Genomic DNA, 20,048 nt, shown 5'->3' on the forward strand with positions numbered 1-20,048 from the left:
AGTCAAGGATACATATGAAAAAACGCATCACTTTCAGCGCAAACAAAAAATCAACTATTGATGCAATTGACGACTATAGCAATGCAAAAGGATATTCTAGGTCAGAGGTGATATCATTTTTGTTAAACGCCACAGCCCCAGCATTGAATAAAATAACATCGCAATATCATATAGCTCAAACTTTGGAGTCAACATTAGGCTGTATTTTTGAAGAGAAGGCCCCCTCAATCGCACGGGGTGAGCCAAAATTAACTTACGAAGAGTTTTTTTATTCCGTCTGGAACACTCACATTCGACACCGGAACGAGGTTGTCGATCAAGATTTTTATGCGCACAAAATACCTCATGATAAGATGGGTAAGAGCGAAAAAAAATTAATTCATGAAAAGCTCTCATACATTATAAAAAGTTTCAATGTAAAAAAAGCAATTTTTATTTACACAGATCGGCGCGTGAACCACAAACATCTCATTGCAGGAGGGTTATCTAATATCATACTGATAAAGGAAACAGTCTACGATGGTTGTTTTTTTGATTTGAGCAGCATTGTGATTATGCCAATCTTTGAACTTATTACATTTGGAGTTGAAGCAGTATTGAAAAGAAATAAAACTCCCCCTAAACAATCATGCTATTGCTGGATACCAATTTATTACACAAATGATCTAGCGGTAATGGTCCCTGTGATTGCCGAAGGCGATACACCTCAAAAGGCGATGAAAGGAGGAGATGCCATCATTATTAACCCCTTTAACGGTGAAGTAAGCCATACTTTCTGATACCAATGTTAAGCATAACCACTTAGTTGCATACATCTCGACAGTATGGAGTTAGTACCTAATAGCTTGATGAGGGTAAAAGATGCCTACTAACAAAGCAAAATCAAAGAAAATTCTAGGAAGGCCTGAAGGAAGTAAATATTCCCATTTAATTCAGAGTGAGAAGGCTAAGCATTACTCTCAATCCAAGGTGGCAAAGATCTTAGGAATAAGTATTTCCACGGTAAAAAGACACTGGGATAACGGCATCTTTGGGTGATTATAATTGCAGAGTTGCTTTTTAATTATTTTACTGCATGGGTAATGGGTTGATAACAAGTTTTATTGTTGGAAAGGTATTATATAACAGTCATTACTATTAACAGTTAATTAATATAACTAACCACAGACATTCAGCTATGTCTGATCATATTACTATATACGGCTATCCAAAGCCGTAGGGCTAACGACAGGATCGAAACATGGAATTATATCATGGTTCCCATGGTGAGCATGTGCTCGCCTATAAAAAACATATTGAACGAGTCGTCAATGATGCTATCAGTGAATTCCCCAGAACAATGGCGTTACGTGTTGATGTTCATTATCCACCCATTTTAGACAGAGGTGACACTGTTTGCTGTTTTCCTAATCTAGAGCCTGGTGCCATATCCCGTTTCCGTAATGCATTAAATGCCATGTTGGAGGCCAATGAGAGAACCAGAGCAGCTAACGGCAAAAGAATATATCCAAACCGTGTTCGTCATGTTTGGGCACGGGAGTTTTCCGAAGAAGGAAAATGTCACTTTCACCTTGGTCTTTTTTTTAATAAAGATGCTTATTACCATTTAGGTGATTATGAGGCTGAAAGAAATTTAAGGATGATGATTGTAAGAGCATGGTATAGCGCACTGGGATTGGAACTGGATGATTATCCGGGATTGGTTCACTACCCTGAAAATTGTCGTTATATTTTAGACGTCAATGATTTTAACTTTGAAGGAGAATACAATAAATTACTGAATCGCTTCGACTACCTAGCTAAACTCGATACAAAAGCATATGGAGATGGCGACCGTAGCTTCGGCTGCAGTCGCGGGTAATTTATTTTTTACAGCAATGGCCTTTCTTATGGATGGAAAGGCCAGACCTTATATATCAAGAAGATGGTGAGCGATAAAGTATTGTTTTCAAGTAATCATCTGTTGCAGTAAACTCAGGGAGTTGGCCACTCATGGCCTGTGTTAGTGGAATAATCTTTGTCCTGACTCCCATCCCCCTGAAATCAACGTAACCATAATCACGTAAGACTTCCATGATAATCGTATTACGTGGTGATCGCTGACCTGTAACCATCTTTTCAATCGACATCGAATTATTCAGCGCCCCTGGGCTAATAACTTCAAATCGATTGCTATACAAGCCAATCTCTATCTCAACAAAGCGTGTCCAGTCACGATGAGCCAGTGCATTTACAACAGTTTCGCGAATAGCTTCCAGTGGATAATACCAGGTTGTTTCCCGACGTAGATGCGTATCGGGTAGAGGGGCCTCTGAAGTGATAAAGGGCATGATAGTTGACATCAAACGCTCAATCAATCCACCATCGATCAAAGCCTTTCCGGCTTCCTCAGTATCAAAACGCCCAACCATTGGACCATCCAGAATATCATCGAGTAACGGTTGGTACTCCTTATCCTCGCTGGCAAACGCAAAGACTCGGATATCTGGTCGATGCGAGAGTTCAACCATTTTGATTTTGAACTCAACGGGATAATTAGGGCTTTTTTTACGCACTGTGGTTAATGATTTCATGGATAGTGTCCACCATATTTGGTGTCCACTATCCTCTCAGGAATTTCAGGATCTGCCAGACGGTGCTGAGACGACGCTTACGAATGTTATACCCCCTGCTGCAGTGGAAAGACGTGGTGACAGATACCCCTTCCCCACATTCAGGCAGCAACTCTTTCATCAGTAGCAGGCGGGAATCAATATGAGCAGGATCGGTGTGGTTAAAACGATGAAGGAGCGATTTTGTCCGCAAAGAATCCGCTTTTATGGCGGGTTCAGCAGGGAAAAAGTAATCCCCATCTTTAAGACGGACACGTTCCACCCTGGTATCAGCGCAGGGCGGCAATTTATCATTCATTAATTCTGTTTCCTCCGTATGCAGCGTGGAGCCTTTCCTGTTACCGGTTTTATCCGGATGTATGCTGTCCCGTGAAGTGGCGGGCAAACTCACTTCTAAAAAATTACGGCCAGATCTTGTCATGCCTATCACAAAGTATCATAACCGAGCATTGTGTAAAGATGAAAACCGTCAAATTGAGCGCAATCGAGCTGCATGATATGATCAGAACCCTACTAAATCAGAAGTATTGGGTATGAGATTACTTTTGAGGAAGCACGTAAATGAAACGAGTGGTTCTGTTTTCATGTGGGAGCGCTTGTCGCTCCCTGAATAGTCCATGTGACAATGAAGATTAAACAGCATCATAACCAGCATGATGCCGTTGCATTTCTTGCATATCGGCAGACTACATCAGAACCCGGTAACCTTGGATGCTGGGATAATGGCAGAGAAGAGGCACTTACTGTATCTACGGTAAAAAGCGGTTTTGTCGATGAAGTTTTAAAGGAAACCCTCCAGAAACGCTGATGAAATTGCGCAGTTTCGCTGGCCTGATGCGACAACAACTCGCCAGTAGAATGGGTATTTCTTACAAATACCTGCGCAGCATAGAAGCAAACCCATCCAGAGCGAGCATTACTACACTTAACCATTATGCCAAGAAGTGTGGTGTTAAAAGCCCTTTGATTTATCTGTAAATAAGATAAAACATGATAATTTCATCAAGTTGCATGGTAATTTATCCAGGATCCATTTGTGTCCAGGACGTAAGTCTTCACAGCTGTCGAATCAATTCTATTTCGTAAGGCGGCTCACGTTTTTATGCCCTGAGCAGTGCTTTTCCGGCTGGAACTTTCCCCCACTCATTCACTGTGATTTAATATGCTAAACCGGTTTAATTAAGTTTAGCCTTGGAGGGTTTTAGCATGAAAGCAAAAGTTTGGGTTCTGGGCGACGCAGTGGTGGACCTGCTACCGGAGAGTGAAGGGCGCTTGCTACAGTGCCCTGGAGGCGCGCCGGCTAACGTGGCGGTAGGGGTTGCCCGCCTTGGCGGCAACAGCGGATTTATCGGCCGCGTCGGCGGTGACCCGTTTGGCCGCTACATGCGTCATACCCTGCAACAGGAGCAGGTCGACGTCAGCCATATGTATCTTGACGATCATCACCGCACGTCCACTGTGGTGGTCGACCTTGATGACCAAGGTGAACGCACCTTTACCTTTATGGTACGCCCCAGCGCTGACCTGTTCCTGGCTGAAGAAGACCTGCCACAGTTTGCCGCCGGACAGTGGTTGCACATCTGCTCCATCGCGCTCAGCGCCGAGCCCAGCCGCAGTGCTACCTTCGCGGCTATGGAGAACATCAAACGTGCCGGTGGCCGGGTGAGCTTTGACCCTAATATCCGCCTGGATCTCTGGCAAGATCAGAACCTGTTGCACGCCTGTCTCGACCGCGCCCTGCGTCTGGCGAACGTGGTGAAACTGTCCGAAGAAGAGCTGATACTCATCAGCGGGAGTAATGATATCGCGCAGGGGATCGCCAGCATCACTGAGCGTTATCAGCCTGAATTACTGCTGGTGACTCAGGGTAAAGCGGGCGTCATCGCCGCATTCCAGCAGCAGTTTATCCATTTCAGCGCTAAACCGGTTGTCAGCGTGGATACCACCGGTGCGGGCGATGCGTTTGTCGCCGGACTGCTTGCCAGCCTTGCTGCCAACGGGATGCCGGCGGATATCAATGCCCTGGAGCCAACGCTCGCTCTGGCGCAAACCTGCGGTGCCCTGGCAACCCTGGCGAAAGGCGCGATGACTGCCCTGCCATACCAGCGCGATCTACACCGCCAGATTTGATCCTAAATACCGTCGTACGCGGTCCACTTTGTTGCATCCATCACACTTATTAAACCGGTTTAGCAAAATCAATTTCAAAATGTTAAATGTCGTGCTTAACATTGCAACTAAACCGGTTTAGCAAAAACACACAATTTTTTATTTTCCTTTTGGGATGCAATCAATATGTTCAGAAAAAGCACACTCGCGGTTCTTATCGCTTTGCTAACCGGCGCCGCCTCAGCCCATGCACAAACGGATCTCAGCAGTATCGAAGCCCGTTTAATTGCGCTGGAAAAACGCTTACAGGATGCCGAAAACAGAGCGCAAACGGCAGAAACCCGCGCAGAGTCGGCAGAGAAGAAAGTACAGCAGCTCACGACACAGCAACAAAAAACCCAGGACAGCACTCAGGAAGTGGCTCAGCGTACCGCCAAACTGGAGAAAAAAGCCGATGAGAAAAGCGGGTTTGAGTTCCACGGCTACGCCCGCTCCGGCGTGATAATGAATGACTCCGGCGCCAGCACCAAATCCGGAGCCTACATGACGCCAGCAGGGGAAACCGGTGGGGCTATTGGCCGCCTGGGAAACCAGGCCGATACCTATGTTGAAATGAATCTTGAACATAAGCAGACCCTGGATAACGGGGCAACGACCCGCTTCAAAGTCATGGTCGCCGACGGTCAAACCACTTATAACGACTGGACGGCGAGCACCAGTGATTTGAACGTGCGTCAGGCCTTTGTTGAACTGGGCAACTTGCCCACCTTCGACGGGCCGTTTAAAGGCTCCACCCTGTGGGCCGGGAAACGCTTTGACCGGGATAACTTTGACATTCACTGGATCGACTCGGATGTCGTGTTCCTCGCCGGTACCGGCGGCGGTATTTACGATGTCAGGTGGAACGACAGCGTTCGCAGCAACTTCTCTCTTTACGGGCGTAACTTCGGCGATATTGCTGATACCAGCAACAGTGTGCAGAACTACATCGTCAGCATGAACAATTTCATCGGGCCGGTGCAGATGATGGTCAGCGGGATGCGGGCAAAAGACAACGACGAACGCCAGGATACCAACGGTAATCCGGTCAAAGGCGATGCGGCAAATACCGGTGTACATGCGCTGCTCGGGTTGCACAACGACAGTTTTTACGGCCTGCGTGAAGGTGCCAGCAAAACCGCCCTGCTCTACGGTCACGGACTGGGTGCCGAAGTTAAAGGTGTCGGCTCTGACGGCGCGTTACGCTCGGGGGCTAACACCTGGCGCTTCGCCAGCTACGGCACCACGCCACTGAGCAAGAACTGGTTTATCGCCCCGGCGATACTGGCACAAACCAGTAAAGACCGTTATGTCGATGGCGACAGCTACCAGTGGGCAACCCTCAACATGCGTCTGATCCAGGAGATCAATCAAAACTTCGCCCTCGCTTATGAAGGCAGTTACCAGTATATGGATCTCAAACCTGAAGGTTATAACGATCGCCATGCGGTAAACGGCAGCTTCTACAAGCTCACCTTCGCCCCGACCTTTAAGGTTGGCGACATCGGCGATTTCTTCAGCCGTCCTGAAATCCGTCTTTACACCTCGTGGATGGACTGGAGCAAAAAACTCAATAATTACGCCAGCGATGACGCGCTGGGCAGCAGTGGTTTTAAATCGGGCGGCGAATGGTCGTTCGGGATGCAGATGGAAACCTGGTTTTGATGGTTAACACCTGGCGACAGTAACCGCCGGGGCGACAAAATACGTTTCGTCGCCCCGGACACAATAACAACGAAGAGAATGCGCTCCGGCTACCACGGGACGACAACTCGAAAATCAATACGCATTCAGAGGGTACTATGGATTTTGAACAGATTTCCCGCTCGCTACTTCCGCTTCTGGGAGGCAAGGAAAATATCGCCAGCGCCGCGCACTGTGCCACACGCCTGCGCCTGGTGCTGGTCGATGACTCACTGGCCGATCAGCAGGCCATCGGCAAAATTGATGGGGTGAAGGGCTGTTTCCGTAACGCCGGACAGATGCAGATTATCTTCGGCACCGGGGTGGTGAACAAAGTCTACGCCGCCTTTATTCAGGCGGCAGGGATTGGCGAATCCAGCAAATCGGAAGCTGCCGACATTGCGGCGAAAAAACTGAATCCTTTCCAGCGCATTGCCCGCCTGTTGTCGAACATCTTTGTGCCGATCATCCCGGCTATCGTCGCCTCCGGCCTGTTGATGGGCCTTCTGGGGATGGTTAAAACGTACGGCTGGGTCGACCCGGGTAACGCCATCTACATCATGCTGGATATGTGCAGCTCAGCGGCGTTTATTATTCTGCCGATCCTGATTGGCTTCACCGCCGCCCGCGAGTTCGGTGGTAATCCTTATCTTGGCGCGACGCTTGGCGGCATCCTGACTCACCCGGCGCTCACCAACGCCTGGGGTGTGGCCGCCGGTTTCCACACCATGAACTTCTTCGGCCTTGAGATTGCCATGATCGGCTATCAGGGCACGGTGTTCCCGGTGCTGCTGGCGGTGTGGTTTATGAGCATCGTTGAGAAACAGCTGCGTCGCGTGATCCCCGATGCACTGGATCTGATCCTGACGCCGTTCCTGACGGTGATCATTTCCGGTTTTATCGCCCTGCTGATTATCGGCCCGGCTGGTCGCGCGCTTGGCGACGGTATTTCGTTTGTCCTTAGCACCCTGATTACCCACGCCGGTTGGCTGGCCGGACTGCTGTTTGGCGGTCTCTATTCGGTTATCGTCATTACCGGTATTCACCACAGCTTCCACGCCATCGAAGCGGGACTGCTGGGCAACCCATCCATCGGCGTCAACTTCCTGCTGCCGATTTGGGCGATGGCCAACGTCGCTCAGGGCGGTGCTTGTCTGGCGGTGTGGTTCAAAACGAAAGATGCCAAAATCAAAGCCATTACCCTGCCCTCGGCGTTTTCTGCCATGCTCGGCATCACCGAAGCGGCGATTTTTGGTATTAACTTACGCTTTGTAAAACCGTTTATCGCAGCCCTGATTGGCGGCGCGGTGGGCGGCGCGTGGGTGGTATCCATGCATGTTTACATGACCGCCGTGGGCCTGACGGCTATCCCTGGCATGGCTATCGTGCAGGCCAGCTCGCTGCTGAACTACATTATCGGGATGGTTATCGCCTTTGGCGTCGCCTTTGTCGTCTCCCTGGTACTGAAATACAAAACGGACGCTGAATAATGTCACATCCATCACGCCTGCCTGCGATTTTGCAGGCTGTTATGCAGGGCCAGCCGCGCGCGCTGGCCGACAGCCACTATCCCCGCTGGCACCATGCGCCGGTGACCGGGCTGATGAACGATCCCAACGGCTTTATTGAATTTGCCGGACGTTATCACCTGTTTTATCAGTGGAACCCGCTCGCCTGCGATCATAAGTTCAAGTGCTGGGGGCACTGGAGCTCTGCCGACCTGCTGCACTGGCAACATGAGCCGATCGCGCTCATGCCGGATGAAGAGTATGACCGCAACGGCTGCTACTCCGGAAGCGCCGTGGATAGTCAGGGCACGCTCACCCTGTGCTATACCGGCAACGTAAAATTTGACGACGGCAGCCGAACCGCGTGGCAGTGCCTGGCGACGGAAAATGCCGACGGCACGTTTACCAAACTCGGCCCGGTATTACCGCTGCCGGAGGGCTATACCGGCCACGTGCGTGACCCGAAAGTCTGGCAGCACGAAGGTCGCTGGTACATGGTGCTGGGCGCACAGGATTTGCAAAAGCGTGGCAAGGTGTTGTTATTCAGCTCAGCGGACCTTCATGAGTGGACGAGTCAGGGCGAAATCGCCGGTTATGGCATCAATGGCCTGGACGACGCGGGCTATATGTGGGAATGCCCGGACCTGTTTGCCCTCGGCGACCAGCATGTCCTGATTTGCTGCCCGCAGGGCGTGCCTCGTGAGAAAGAGCGCTATCTCAACACCTACCCGGCAGTGTGGATGAGCGGCGATTTCGACTACCACCGCGCGGCCTTCGAGCATGGCGAACTGCACGAATTGGACGCAGGGTTTGAGTTCTACGCCCCGCAAACCATGCTTACCAGTGATGGCCGCCGTCTGCTGGTCGGCTGGATGGGCGTGCCGGAGGGCGAAGAGATGCTTCAACCGACCCTCACCAACGGCTGGATCCATCAGATGACCTGCCTGCGTGAGCTGGAGTTTATCGATGGTCAGCTATACCAACGTCCTCTACGAGAGCTGAGCGCCCTGCGCGGCGAAGCGCACGGCTGGGCAGGGAACTCCCTGCCGCTGGCACCGATGGAAATCGTTCTACAAACCACTGGGGACGATATTTTGAGCCTCGATTTTGACGGCGCATTAATCCTTGAACGCGATGCCAGCGGGATCCGCCTGGCCCGACCCAGTCTGGCCAGCGACGAGAAGCATTATCGTTACTGGCGCGGAGACGTCCGCTCGCTGCATATTTTCATCGACCAGTCTAGCGTGGAGATTTTCATCAACGGCGGCGAAGGAGTGATGAGCTGCCGCTACTTCCCGGCCTGTTCAGGGCAGCTAATGTTCTCTGGCATCACACCGGACGCATTCTGCTACTGGCCGCTGCGAACTTGCATGGTAGAATAAGCGTTTTGCCTCAAGCTCATGGCGTCGTAATGAAAACTAAACGCGTAACCATTAAAGATATCGCCGAACAGGCTGGCGTCTCAAAAGCGACCGCCAGCCTAGTACTGAACGGTCGTGGTAAGGAGCTGCGTGTGGCGCAGGAAACGCGTGAGCGAGTACTGGCGATTGCCCGTGAGCAGCACTATCAGCCAAGCATTCACGCCCGCTCGCTGCGCGACAACCGCAGCCACACCATCGGACTGGTGGTGCCGGAGATCACCAACCACGGCTTTGCGGTCTTTTCACATGAGCTGGAAATGCTGTGCCGCGAAGCAGGCGTCCAGCTATTGATCTCTTGTACTGATGAAAACCCCGGTCAGGAGAGCGTGGTGGTCAATAACATGATTTCCCGCCAGGTTGACGGTCTGATCGTCGCTTCATGTATGCACAACGATGCCGACTATCTTAAGCTCAGCCAACAACTGCCAGTAGTGCTGTTTGACCGTTGTCCTAATGAAAGCCTGCTGCCGCTGGTGATGACTGATTCGATTACCCCAACGGCGGAACTGATTTCCCGCATTGCACCTAAGCATAGCGATGAGTTCTGGTTTTTAGGCGGTCAGTCGCGTCTGTCGCCTTCACGCGATCGTCTGACCGGCTTCACGCAGGGTTTGGCTCAGGCGGGTATTGCACTGCGCCCGGAATGGGTGATTAACGGTAACTACCACCCGAGCTCAGGCTATGAGATGTTCGCCGCACTCTGCGCGCGACTTGGGCGGCCGCCTAAGGCGCTGTTCACTGCCGCCTGTGGACTGCTCGAAGGGGTACTGCGCTATATGAGCCAGCACCATTTACTCGACTCAGATATCCATCTGACGAGCTTTGACGATCACTATCTTTATGATTCGCTGTCGCTGCGTATCGATACCGTACAGCAGGATAACCGCCAGTTGGCCTGGCACTGCTATGATCTGATAAGCCAATTGATCGAGGGCGATACGCCCGAAACGCTACAACGCTACCTGCCCGCAACGCTGCAGTTTAGGCATCAGTAATAACTGAGCATTTTTGAATACCCTACAGAGGTGAAATCTGGTGCGAATCCAACAATCAAAAATCAATATTTGTAGTGATGTGATGCGGAAAGGTCTTCACTGCATCAGTAATCACACCAATCGGGTTAAACGGCAAACTGAGTGGTGGTAAAGACTGACACCGGCATTATTACTGTCACTGTGGAACATCACTCCGGCGGGTTTACCGCAAGCTTCCCACGCAATTTCCAGCGCTTTGATGTCAGCTTGCTGTCCGGTGAGAATGACATTGCCCAACCCTCAGGTTTCCTTGCGAACAGATCGAGAACAACAGCAAGGTAAGCCCAACGCTTGCCTGTCCAGATATAGGTCACATCACCGCACCACACCTGATTTGGCTCGGTCACGGCGAACTGCCTTTCAAGGTAGTTAGGGATAGCAACATGTTCATGACCACCACGTTTATACCGGTGAGTCGGCTGCTGACAGCTGACCAGCCCCAGCTCTTTCATGAGCCTGCCAGCAAGCCAGCGTCCCATCTGGTAGCCTCTCCGGGTTGCCATTGTGGCGATGCTTCTTGCTCCGGCCGAACCGTGGCTGATGCCATGTAGCTCAAGTACCTGACTGCGTAATACAGCCCGTCTGCCGTCTGGTTTTTCAGGACGGTTTTTCCAGTATCTGTAGCTGCTGCGATGAACCCCGAACACATGGCAGAGTGTGACCACAGGATAATGCGCTCTGAGTTTCCCGATTATCGAGAACTGTTCAGGGAGTCTGACATCAAGAGCGCGGTTGTAGATTCAATCTGTCAATGCAACACCCCTTTCAATTATCTCTTTCGGTGTTTTGAACTTCAGTGTCTTTCTCGGTCTGTTGTTTAGCTGAGCAGCAACCAGATCTAGTTCATGTTGAGTATATTGGGCAAGACATGTCTTTTTAGGAAAGTACTGCCGAATTAGCCCATTTGTGTTCTCATTTGTTCCCCGCTGCCAAGGACTCTGAGGATCGCAGAAGTAAACTTTAACGCCGGTGCTGACAGTAAATTCTAGATGTCTGGCCAGTTCCATTCCTCTGTCCCATGTCAGTGATTTTCTGAGTTCTGACGGTAAACTCAGGAATTTGTCGGTAAGAGCCTGATTTACTGAGACAGAATCTTTGCCCCTGAGTCTAAGGATGATCGTATAACGTGATTTTCGGTCTACAAGTGTGGCTATATGAGAGTTTTTTGTACCTGAGACTAAATCGCCCTCCCAATGCCCCAGAGAGCGTCTGTTATCGATATTTCGGGAACGTTCGTGAATTGGTGTTCCGTTCACTATGTTAATCGTACCTCTTTCGCCTTTGCGGGTATGACGCCTGCCATGGCGAAGGCTATGCGACCGTCGCAGATGCTGTATATTCAGGTGGTGTAGCGCTTCACGGCTACGAAAGTACAGCGTTTTATAAATTGTCTCAGGTGATATTCGCAGCGTTTTTTGACGTGGTTTTGTTCGCCTTAACCATCCTGATATTTGCTCTGGAGACCATTTCATCTCCAGCTTTTCCAGAACAAGCTTTCGCAATGGTAAATTTTGATCCAGTAAGCACGGTTTTGGCCTTTTCGCCATTCTGTTGGCTCGGTTATTAGCATCAACAGCTTTGTAATAGCGTCTGCCCCGATTACGCTGAACTTCACGTGAGATCGTCGAAGGACTGCGATTCAGCGCAGTAGCTATCGCACGAATGCTCATTTTGGGTGACAAACCAGCTCGTATCTCCTCGCGCTCAGACAGTGTCAGGTGAGCTACAGCCCGCTTACGCTCATGGGGTTTTATGCCGCCAGTATCCCTTAACATAGTGAAGATCGTTCCGGGTTTTGAACCCAGGATATTCGCTATTTCACTGAAGCCTGTTCCGTTCTTCCATAGTTCAAAAACAGAGGCTTTTTCCTCTGCTGTAAATGTTCGTCTCATTCAAAAAACCTCCGCAACCCCATGTTTTCACATAACTGTTGCGTTGACCAATTGAATCTACAGTAGCCTTTTTTAATATTTCATTCTCCATTTCAATGCGTTGTAGCTTTTTCCTCAGCTCACGTATTTCGATTTGTTCTGGTGTTATCGGAGAGGCTTTTGGTGTTTTGCCCTGACGCTCATCACGCAGTTGTTTGACCCATCTTGTCATTGTGGAAAGGCCAACATCCATAGCTTTGGCGGCATCTGCCACCGTGTAGTTCTGGTCAACAACCAGTTGAGCGGATTCGCGTTTAAACTCTGCGCTGAAATTTCTTTTTTTCATTGGAGCACCTGTGTTGTTCTGAGGTGAGCATATCACCTCTGTTCAGGTGGACAAATTCAGTGTGCCACTTCACTGCCCCAGTTGATGCGATTCAATTGTGTTCCAAACGACTCGCCGCTCGTACGGCTGAGGTCAGTATGACAAAGCACGTCGTAGCTGAACCGGTCGCGAGCAAATATGTTGGTCTTAAGGTTGCGGTTATAGTTCAGCCAGTTGTCCGCAAGTTTCTTGGGGCATAACACCAGAACTGACTTGTTGCGCAGTTCGTAATACTTTACGACGGCAAGTGCGGTGAAGGTTTTGCCCAAGCCCACGCTGTCGGCCAGGATGCAACCGCTGTAGTTTTCAAGTTTGTTGATGATCCCAGTGGCAGCATCTTTCTGGTAATTGAAGAGTTTGTTCCAGATGAGCGTGTCTTGATAGCCCGTGCGGTCATTGGGCAGGACATCCTCGTTGAGGTCGTCCAGAAACTCATTGAAGATGTTATAGAGCATCAGGAAGTAGATACTTTCAGGCGAGTTTTCCTGGTAGACGGATGCAATGTGGTCGCAGATCTGCGCCGTTACATCCTCCAGCTTCTCAGGATCTTGCCAGATCTGGTTAAACAGATTGAGGTAGGTCGCCGTAAACGTCGACTCGTCCATTTTGTTGACGAGGTTTGAAACAGCATTGCCTTGCTGGTAGCCAAGATCGACGGCCGTAAATCCGTGCAGTGGCATGTAGGCAGTCTCTGCGGCGGCGGCCTGAACACAAGCAAACTGCTGCATCGGAGCCTTGCTGCGATTGGACTTGAATGTTGTCTTACGCCGCATCCAGTCCGCACACTCTTTTGCAATTGCGCGCTGGGTCAGTTTGTTGCGCAGCTGAATTTCGAACTCACTACCGTACAGACTACGTTCGCGGTCAGCCTTCGGTATGTGGAATTCTTTGCGTTCCTTACGAATCTTGTCGGTTACTTCATTAGCGGTGAACGTCGGCGAGGTAAAGATGAATTGCAGCTCGTCGATTTTTTCCAGCTCTGCTTTTAGCGCTTCAAACGCGTACATCGAAAAACAGGAGGCGGCGATCTTCAGGCGAGCACCGGGTTTGAGCGTCTGCTTTAGGTCGTCTCCGAGCAGACGATTGATATTGTCGATCAGTTCCATCAAGAGTCAGCCTTTGTAGAGGTGCTATAGCCTGGTGCCAGTAAGGCGTTTTTCACGCCGTAGATCGCGAGATGATCTTTGAGCCATAAACGGTACTCCGGTCCATTTAGGCAATGATTGGGTGAGCAGTCAACACGCCAGCGCTGCAACATATAGCCTGCCACCGCTGCACGAACGTACATCCTAATCGAGCCACCGGTCATCCCGTAGTCCATCTCGATGATTTCGGGGCGTTCAACACGCGGGTGCGGCACGAAATCCAACTCAACGATGCGCGTCCACTGGATATCATTATCCGGTCGTTCGTTGGCCTGCGGAACCTCTTCAAGCAATGTTGGCGCTTCGATGCGGGTGACGACGAAATCCCGAAACTCTCCACTCTTGCGATCAAAGGCCCGGGCGTGCCAGCGCAGGCCGGTATCTACCAAAGCAAAGGGCACAATGATCCGTTCGGACTTTCCGCTGCTCATCGAGTGGTAGCGGATGGCGACGGGGCGCTTGGAGTGGATGGCTCGACAAATCACGGCCAACACATCCATCTTGGGTATGCTCAGGGCTGTGGGGGATTCACAGGGTAGCAACGCCTGCATTGGGCCATTCACGCCATCGCCAAAGCCCAGAGCCAGCGCCGACAGAACACGCTGCGATGCGTGCTCGAACAACGGAGAGAACGCCTGCCCGATACGATAGATCTTGTCGCTACCATCAAAGGTGATGTTATTCGGAGCGATTTCCCGGTACAAAGCCAAATCGCGAGTCGCTCCTGCTGGAGCAACGCCAAAGCGCTCAATCAGATCTGGGCGACCGATCTCACCGAAGAAGTAAAGCCGAAAATCGATGTAGGCCAGCCGTTCGCGCTGGACCTGACTCAAGTCGTCAAGCCGCTTACAAGGGGGACTAGGCATGAATCATCACTATAGGGAAAAATGAAAATTTAATACGGTAATCAATAAAGTGCCATGATTATAATCAAATTGATGATAATCAACATTAATACTTATGTAAAAGCAAGAGATGACGTTTCAAACGTAGACAGTCATCGTATTAGCTGATGTTTCTATAACGTTAGATTAATGCCTAACAACTATAAAACCTTAATGCCCAATGCCCAATGCCCAATGCCCAATGCCCAATGCCCTATCGCCCCTCGGACAATTTGCCCTTATCCACTGGTCTGGCTTGAGGATGAGGGGGGCAGAATAACCTAACGACTTAGGGGCCGGGATCACAGGCGGCAGCTGTTTAACGCTTACCTTAATTCAAATTATTTTCAGATAGATATCATTCTTCTGAACATACCTGACTAACGGTGGAATCTCACGATCCTGCCGTTTTTGTATTATTTTTCAGAGGAGTAGTAATGAACAATTCTGAAGGATTGAAGCCGTTTCAGCAATCGCTCGCTGGTCTGCCACAGTGGGTGTCTGAACGTATATTGCAGCAGATAAATCAGTTAACCCGCTACGAGCCAGTGATCGGCATTATGGGTAAAACCGGTGTTGGGAAGAGCAGTCTGTGCAATGCCCTGTTTGCCGGAGATATATCACCGGTCAGCGATGTGGCTGCATGTACCCGTGAGCCACTGCGCTTTCGCCTGCAAGTCGGCGAGCGCTATATGACGCTGGTGGACCTGCCCGGCGTGGGCGAAAGTGGTGCTCGCGATACCGAGTATGCTGCGATGTACCGCGAACAACTCCCCCGGCTCGACCTGGTTCTGTGGCTGATTAAGGCCGATGACCGGGCGCTGGCGGTGGATGAACATTTTTATCATCAGGTGATTGGAGAGGTATACCGGCATAAGGTGCTGTTTGTTATCAGCCAGTCGGATAAGGCCGAACCCACCAGCGGTGGGGGACCGTTGTCCACGGCGCAGAAGCAGAATATCAGCCGTAAAATCTGTCTGCTGCATGAGCTGTTCCAGCCCGTACATCCGGTGTGTGCCGTGTCGGTCCGTCTTCAGTGGGGACTGCGGGTGATGGCCGAGCGAATGATTAAGTGCCTGCCACGTGAGGCCACCAGCCCGGTGGTGTCGCAACTCCAGTCTTCCTTTCGCACGACGGTAGTCCGGGAACAGGCTCGTAGCGATTTTGGTGAAACCGTCGGGGCCGTACTCGATAGCATCAGTGCCTTTCCCCTGATACCCGCCCCGGTACGGGCTGTCATTCAGGCCGTGCGCACCACGGTGGTGTCAGTGGCCCGCGCCGTCTGGGATTTCTTCTTCTGAGTATTTAACCCATCCCTGTTACTTCCCTGCCCCTGTCGCAGATGCGACGGGGATCCCTTTTATTTGTTTTCCCGTTATGAGGAGTCTGCTTATGGCCCGTCTGGCTTCGCGCTTTGGCGCAGCAAATCTTATCCGTCGCGACCGCCCGTTAACCCGCGAAGAGCTGTTTCGCGTGGTGCCCAGTGTATTCAGTGAGGACAAACACGCATCCCGTAGTGAGCGTTATACCTATATACCCACCATATCCCTGCTGGACAGCCTGCAGCGCGAAGGCTTCCAGCCGTTCTTTGCCTGTCAGACCCGGGTACGCGACCCGGGTCGACGCGAGCACACAAAACACATGCTACGCCTTCGTCGGGAGGGGCAGATTACCGGTAAACAGGTACCAGAAATTATCCTGCTCAACTCCCATGATGGCACCAGTTCGTACCAGATGTTGCCGGGTTTATTTCGTGCGGTTTGTCAGAACGGGCTCGTCTGCGGTGAGTCATTTGGCGAGGTGCGTGTGCCGCACAAAGGCGATGTAGTGAGTCAGGTGATTGAGGGGGCCTATGAAGTGCTGGGCATTTTTGACCGTGTGGAGGAGAAGCGGGATGCGATGCAGTCGTTGCTGTTGCCACCACCTGCGCAGCAGGCACTGGCAAAAGCCGCGCTGACGTACCGCTTTGGTGAGGACCACCAGCCGGTGACTGAGTCGCAGATCCTCTCCCCGCGCCGCTGGCAAGATGAGAGTAGCGACCTGTGGACCACGTACCAGCGTATTCAGGAGAACCTGATTAAGGGTGGGCTCAGTGGCCGTAATGCCAAAGGAGGACGGTCACATACCCGTGCCGTTCGCGATATCGACGGGAACGTGAAACTTAACCGGGCACTGTGGGTGATGGCGGAAGCGATGCTCACGCAACTGCAGTGACCGTTTAATGTTGCCGCTTTGTTAATATCGGACACCACCTGTCCGCATCGCACCGTGCTGGCGGTCCTCACTCACTGAGGAATGGCCTGTAACCCCCGCTGCCTCTGGCTTTTGCAGAAATGAAAAATAGTTTCTGTGATGTCCATACCCTGTCCGACCCCCTCTTTAAAGTAATCACATCATTTTCAGTCAGTTAACTTTCACGGAGAACGTCTCATGACACAGGCAGAACGCCGCCATGACCGGCTGGCTGTCAGGCTGTCACTGATAATCAGCCGTCTGGTGGCAGGGGAAACACTGAGTGTGCGTAAGCTGGCCGCTGAGTTTGGTGTGTCGGTGCGCACGCTGCGGCGTGATTTTCGTGAGCGGCTGATGTATCTGGACCTGGAGTATCAGTCCGGATATTGCCGCTTACGCACTGCGGGCAGTGAGACGCAGATGGTGCCCGACGTGCTTATCTTTGCCCACCGCAGCGGGATGGCCGGTCTTTTCCCTGGCTTTGACCGTCGTCTGGTAAACGCACTGCTGATGTGCGATGAGTCTCCCTGCGTAATCGCACCCGCCAGTCCGGCTCCTTCGCCATCAGGCGCATTGTCTTTCTGGCGACTGATTCAGGCCATTACCGGGCGCAGGCGGGTGACGCTGATTGCCGAGGGGCAGCGCTGTGAGCGGCTGGCTCCCTGCCGGTTACTTATCCACCAGCAGGCCTGGTATCTGGTGGCAGAGCACGACGGACATATCGCCTTATTCACACTTGATGAAATCCATCTGATTCAGCCTTTGCAGGAGACTTTTCGCCGGAATGACAGTCTGTGCCGCCTGACTGAAGACCCGGTCTTCATTCAGGCCTTACCCCATTTTCGCTTTATCCAGCATTCACTGCTTACGTTTGTTCCGGCTGACAGCCCACCGGAATAGCGCAGGCGTTGTTATCAACCCGGCAACAGGGAGGAGCCCAGTGCCTGTTATTGCCATTATCGCCATTGTTATCATCGTCATCATTCTGAACAAAACTGGAGTGTCCGACAGCCTCACGGCCCTGACACTTGCAACCGTTGCCGCACTACTGACGGGAGGTGGCGCAGCCGGTGCTGCCAGTGTCGCGCTGACGCCGTTCGTCGGCGTGCCGGTGGGTATTTTCGTGGGGATTTATGTCTTTACCAAAGTGGTTCGTCTGATTTCAGGAAAAAATAATGAAACGTAAAACACTACCTCTACTGGCGCTGGTTGCCTCCACTCTGTTTCTGAGCGCTTGCGATGACAGGAGTGATGACCTGAAAGCTATCAGTAAATTTAAGGACCTCACGCCTCCGCGCTTCAGCGATGTGGTGAGCCGTCAGGATGATGTCAGGGAAGAGTGGTCGCAGATTGCTCTTTCTGGTCCCACTATGCAGGTCTTACGTACCCGTCAGTCGCCCGATGGCTGCGAGGGTGGCTGTTACTACTACCTCGTGGATATGGAGGAGAAAACCGTGCAGCCGCTGATGAATGCGCTGTGTATTGCCGACAACATCAGCCTGGAATACCACGAGAAAACGGACCCGCGCACCCGGGAGCGTTTCCTTGAATATTCCCATGACGGCAAACTGATGGGACGGCTGCTGATACCCTCAAATCCTGATAACCGGGAATAAATACAAAGACAAAGGAGACAGAAATGAAAATAAATTCTTTAAGTCGGCTCATGCTCGCTGGCGTGCTGCTTGTCAGCTTCAATGCCTCTGCGGTTTCGGGACTCTGGCAACAGGGGTACGGTCAGGGCAATGCGGAATACAGTGTGACGGATAGCAGCGGAAAGATGTTTACCATCAACTGCACGGAAAATCCGGACCAGAACGGTATTTACCAGCAATCGGTTTTTCTGACCCTCGCAGGGGATAAAACGATCAGCTCGCATGATGACAGTACCGACATCACAGTGGTGATGGGCCCCATAAGCAATACGCCATTCCCTCAACCCTTGGCTGGCGTAACGGGGATAATGCCTGGTTTAGTTTCATCATGGATATCCGTAAGGCCAGGCAGTTCGACGTCTACGTCAATGACCGCAAAGCGGGGACCTTCAGCGTTGACCTGACGAACGCTACGAAGGCACTGCCAACATTAGCAGACTGCACTAACGAGTGACAGTTGTGCTTTCCATCCATAACAACATACCTGACTGCCAGGAGCAGTCAGGGTTTATTTTTTTCATTTTTTATTTCCACCGATTAGTCCAGGCACTTCCGAATAATGAGCGCAGTGGCCAGTTTTAGTTGACTATATAGCAATGATAAAATAATCACGTGTTATGTTGAGATTGTTTATTTAGCGGTTGAGAGAAACTATGGATAAAATTTGTGATAAGTGTGCACACATGATGAGTGCATGTACTTGTGGAACTTGTGAGAACTGTGACGAGAAAGAGTCGGACTGTACCTGCAAAAAATGTAGCCAGTGCAATAACCTTGAGGACTTCTGCTCTTGCAGAATTTGTGAAGAATGTAGTGAAAAAGAAGCAGAGTGCTGCTGTTGAAATGTTAACAATACTGGCTGCAGGAGCTACCTGCCTGCAGCTTCGATTGCCGACGTACCCCGATCCCAGTTGGTTAGCGTATTTCGATTCTTGCAATAATCGCTGGACTCATAGCACGAAGCCGACATACTTACTGGATTGAAGGTCCGCTGTGAGCGAAAAGCGGACGCCCGCATAGCGTAAACAGGCGTCTGATATTTTGATATGGATTGATGACTTAACCCCTTCCCCGCTTCGTCAATGACTTTCTCGTCATTATCTTTGGTAAATGATCCTTTTGCCTTTCCGGTAGAATACTCAGCATTATTTCTGAAGAGCGGCAAAGACGAGTGCCTTGCCATGAGTTCACCATAATTTCATCTGCGCCCGTGCGGCGAACCAGATCCCTGAGCCCGTCACGGACGACCTCCGGTTTGCCCCATACGGATTCACGCAGCTGATAATATTTTGCGGTCAGTTCATCAGCGGTATCACTAGTCATTGCCCGTGAGCGGGTCATGGGGGCCATAACGACGCGGTTTACCAGGTCAGTATCACCGGTCTGAAACTGGGTAAATAATTTTTCCATTTTTATCTCCTTTGCTGGAGGAAATATGATGGTCTCAGCTACGGAATAAAAAAACAGTAG

General features: G+C 51.1%; 17 protein-coding genes and 4 pseudogenes. 13 read left to right on the forward strand and 8 right to left on the reverse strand.

The window, feature by feature from the left end; all coding sequences use genetic code 11:
- Positions 1-14 precede the first annotated feature (14 nt).
- Positions 15-779 carry a hypothetical protein gene (locus ICA20_RS19160; RefSeq protein ID WP_003029576.1) on the forward strand — a complete coding sequence of 255 codons (765 nt, stop codon included), beginning with the start codon at positions 15-17 and terminating at the stop codon, positions 777-779.
- A 461-nt stretch (positions 780-1,240) separates the two neighbouring features.
- Complete coding sequence (locus ICA20_RS19165; protein WP_003029579.1) at positions 1,241-1,861, forward strand: inovirus Gp2 family protein; 621 nt, start codon at positions 1,241-1,243, stop codon at positions 1,859-1,861.
- Between the two features lie 55 nt (positions 1,862-1,916).
- Here the strand turns inward: ICA20_RS19165 and ICA20_RS19170 are convergent, their stop codons facing one another.
- Together ICA20_RS19170 and ICA20_RS19175 are read right to left on the reverse strand one after the other, a co-directional pair.
- Positions 1,917-2,573, reverse strand: a complete 657-nt coding sequence (locus tag ICA20_RS19170; protein ID WP_003029581.1) for an ATP-binding protein — start codon at positions 2,571-2,573, stop codon at positions 1,917-1,919.
- Positions 2,574-2,601: 28 nt separating this feature from the next.
- Complete coding sequence (locus tag ICA20_RS19175) at positions 2,602-2,910, reverse strand: maltose acetyltransferase domain-containing protein (protein WP_003029582.1); 309 nt, start codon at positions 2,908-2,910, stop codon at positions 2,602-2,604.
- A 908-nt stretch (positions 2,911-3,818) separates the two neighbouring features.
- On the opposite strand from ICA20_RS19175, the gene ICA20_RS19180 reads away from it, so the two are divergent.
- The 5 genes from ICA20_RS19180 (at position 3,819) to ICA20_RS19200 (ending at position 10,367) form a co-directional block, all read left to right on the forward strand.
- Complete coding sequence (locus ICA20_RS19180; RefSeq protein ID WP_003029584.1) at positions 3,819-4,742, forward strand: aminoimidazole riboside kinase; 924 nt, start codon at positions 3,819-3,821, stop codon at positions 4,740-4,742.
- 165 nt (positions 4,743-4,907) lie between these two features.
- Positions 4,908-6,425, forward strand: coding sequence for a carbohydrate porin (locus tag ICA20_RS19185; RefSeq protein WP_003029587.1), 1,518 nt, complete (start codon positions 4,908-4,910; stop codon positions 6,423-6,425).
- Between the two features lie 137 nt (positions 6,426-6,562).
- Positions 6,563-7,933 (forward strand): sucrose-specific PTS transporter subunit IIBC, encoded by a 1,371-nt coding sequence (locus ICA20_RS19190; protein ID WP_000345204.1) that lies wholly within the window; start codon positions 6,563-6,565, stop codon positions 7,931-7,933.
- Positions 7,933-9,333 carry a sucrose-6-phosphate hydrolase gene (locus ICA20_RS19195; RefSeq protein WP_003029589.1) on the forward strand — a complete coding sequence of 467 codons (1,401 nt, stop codon included), beginning with the start codon at positions 7,933-7,935 and terminating at the stop codon, positions 9,331-9,333. The genes ICA20_RS19190 and ICA20_RS19195 overlap by 1 nt, the downstream gene beginning before the upstream one ends.
- 29 nt (positions 9,334-9,362) lie before the next feature.
- Positions 9,363-10,367, forward strand: a complete 1,005-nt coding sequence (locus ICA20_RS19200; protein ID WP_003029591.1) for a LacI family DNA-binding transcriptional regulator — start codon at positions 9,363-9,365, stop codon at positions 10,365-10,367.
- A 174-nt stretch (positions 10,368-10,541) separates the two neighbouring features.
- On the opposite strand, the pseudogene ICA20_RS19205 reads toward ICA20_RS19200, so the two are convergent.
- The 5 genes and pseudogenes from ICA20_RS19205 to ICA20_RS19225 form a co-directional block, all read right to left on the reverse strand.
- A pseudogene (locus ICA20_RS19205) lies at positions 10,542-11,137 on the reverse strand (IS3 family transposase); the annotation flags it as partial.
- Positions 11,138-11,146: 9 nt separating this feature from the next.
- Positions 11,147-12,298, reverse strand: a complete 1,152-nt coding sequence (locus tag ICA20_RS19210; RefSeq protein WP_003029596.1) for an IS30-like element IS30 family transposase — start codon at positions 12,296-12,298, stop codon at positions 11,147-11,149.
- Between the two features lie 67 nt (positions 12,299-12,365).
- Positions 12,366-12,623, reverse strand: a pseudogene (locus ICA20_RS19215) (IS3 family transposase); the annotation flags it as partial.
- 56 nt (positions 12,624-12,679) lie between these two features.
- Positions 12,680-13,768: an SNF2-related protein gene (locus ICA20_RS19220; RefSeq protein ID WP_003029602.1), complete on the reverse strand. Its 1,089-nt coding sequence runs from the start codon at positions 13,766-13,768 to the stop codon at positions 12,680-12,682.
- A complete protein-coding gene (locus ICA20_RS19225) occupies positions 13,768-14,673 on the reverse strand; it encodes a WYL domain-containing protein (RefSeq protein WP_032933065.1) in 906 nt (301 codons plus the stop codon). The genes ICA20_RS19220 and ICA20_RS19225 overlap by 1 nt, the downstream gene beginning before the upstream one ends.
- A 455-nt stretch (positions 14,674-15,128) precedes the next feature.
- On the opposite strand from ICA20_RS19225, the gene ICA20_RS19230 reads away from it, so the two are divergent.
- From ICA20_RS19230 to yfjT, 6 genes and pseudogenes are all read left to right on the forward strand, one after another.
- A complete protein-coding gene (locus ICA20_RS19230) occupies positions 15,129-15,992 on the forward strand; it encodes a GTPase family protein (protein WP_003029608.1) in 864 nt (287 codons plus the stop codon).
- Between the two features lie 91 nt (positions 15,993-16,083).
- Positions 16,084-16,905 carry a DUF932 domain-containing protein gene (locus ICA20_RS19235; protein WP_064547700.1) on the forward strand — a complete coding sequence of 274 codons (822 nt, stop codon included), beginning with the start codon at positions 16,084-16,086 and terminating at the stop codon, positions 16,903-16,905.
- A gap of 216 nt (positions 16,906-17,121) precedes the next feature.
- A complete protein-coding gene (locus ICA20_RS19240) occupies positions 17,122-17,823 on the forward strand; it encodes a WYL domain-containing protein (protein WP_003029611.1) in 702 nt (233 codons plus the stop codon).
- Positions 17,824-17,863: 40 nt separating this feature from the next.
- Entirely contained in the window at positions 17,864-18,109 is a 246-nt protein-coding gene (ypjK, locus tag ICA20_RS19245) for a protein YpjK (protein ID WP_003029614.1), read from the forward strand.
- Entirely contained in the window at positions 18,099-18,539 is a 441-nt protein-coding gene (locus ICA20_RS19250; RefSeq protein ID WP_003029616.1) for a YfjS/YafY family lipoprotein, read from the forward strand. The genes ypjK and ICA20_RS19250 overlap by 11 nt, the downstream gene beginning before the upstream one ends.
- A gap of 23 nt (positions 18,540-18,562) precedes the next feature.
- Positions 18,563-19,032, forward strand: a pseudogene (yfjT, locus tag ICA20_RS19255) (protein YfjT).
- Between the two features lie 812 nt (positions 19,033-19,844).
- Here the strand turns inward: yfjT and ICA20_RS19260 are convergent.
- Positions 19,845-19,988, reverse strand: a pseudogene (locus ICA20_RS19260) (morphinone reductase); the annotation flags it as partial.
- Between the last annotated feature and the right edge of the window lie 60 nt (positions 19,989-20,048).

Origin of the sequence: Citrobacter sp. C5_2, from assembly GCF_014596845.2 — a bacterium.
Lineage (GTDB): Bacteria > Pseudomonadota > Gammaproteobacteria > Enterobacterales > Enterobacteriaceae > Citrobacter > Citrobacter werkmanii.

Excerpts from the sequence above, each read along its gene's own strand:
- ICA20_RS19200 (WP_003029591.1), top strand. The coding sequence starts at position 9,363 with ATGAAAACTAAACGCGTAACCATTAAAGATATCGCCGAACAGGCTGGC.
- ICA20_RS19185 (WP_003029587.1), top strand. The coding sequence starts at position 4,908 with ATGTTCAGAAAAAGCACACTCGCGGTTCTTATCGCTTTGCTAACCGGC.
- ICA20_RS19195 (WP_003029589.1), top strand. The coding sequence starts at position 7,933 with ATGTCACATCCATCACGCCTGCCTGCGATTTTGCAGGCTGTTATGCAG.
- ICA20_RS19210 (WP_003029596.1), bottom strand. The coding sequence starts at position 12,298 with ATGAGACGAACATTTACAGCAGAGGAAAAAGCCTCTGTTTTTGAACTA.
- ICA20_RS19170 (WP_003029581.1), bottom strand. The coding sequence starts at position 2,573 with ATGAAATCATTAACCACAGTGCGTAAAAAAAGCCCTAATTATCCCGTT.
- ICA20_RS19225 (WP_032933065.1), bottom strand. The coding sequence starts at position 14,673 with ATGCCTAGTCCCCCTTGTAAGCGGCTTGACGACTTGAGTCAGGTCCAG.
- ICA20_RS19250 (WP_003029616.1), top strand. The coding sequence starts at position 18,099 with ATGAAACGTAAAACACTACCTCTACTGGCGCTGGTTGCCTCCACTCTG.
- ICA20_RS19165 (WP_003029579.1), top strand. The coding sequence starts at position 1,241 with ATGGAATTATATCATGGTTCCCATGGTGAGCATGTGCTCGCCTATAAA.
- ICA20_RS19220 (WP_003029602.1), bottom strand. The coding sequence starts at position 13,768 with ATGGAACTGATCGACAATATCAATCGTCTGCTCGGAGACGACCTAAAG.
- ICA20_RS19175 (WP_003029582.1), bottom strand. The coding sequence starts at position 2,910 with ATGAATGATAAATTGCCGCCCTGCGCTGATACCAGGGTGGAACGTGTC.
- ICA20_RS19240 (WP_003029611.1), top strand. The coding sequence starts at position 17,122 with ATGACACAGGCAGAACGCCGCCATGACCGGCTGGCTGTCAGGCTGTCA.
- ICA20_RS19190 (WP_000345204.1), top strand. The coding sequence starts at position 6,563 with ATGGATTTTGAACAGATTTCCCGCTCGCTACTTCCGCTTCTGGGAGGC.
- ICA20_RS19230 (WP_003029608.1), top strand. The coding sequence starts at position 15,129 with ATGAACAATTCTGAAGGATTGAAGCCGTTTCAGCAATCGCTCGCTGGT.
- ICA20_RS19235 (WP_064547700.1), top strand. The coding sequence starts at position 16,084 with ATGGCCCGTCTGGCTTCGCGCTTTGGCGCAGCAAATCTTATCCGTCGC.
- ICA20_RS19160 (WP_003029576.1), top strand. The coding sequence starts at position 15 with ATGAAAAAACGCATCACTTTCAGCGCAAACAAAAAATCAACTATTGAT.
- ICA20_RS19180 (WP_003029584.1), top strand. The coding sequence starts at position 3,819 with ATGAAAGCAAAAGTTTGGGTTCTGGGCGACGCAGTGGTGGACCTGCTA.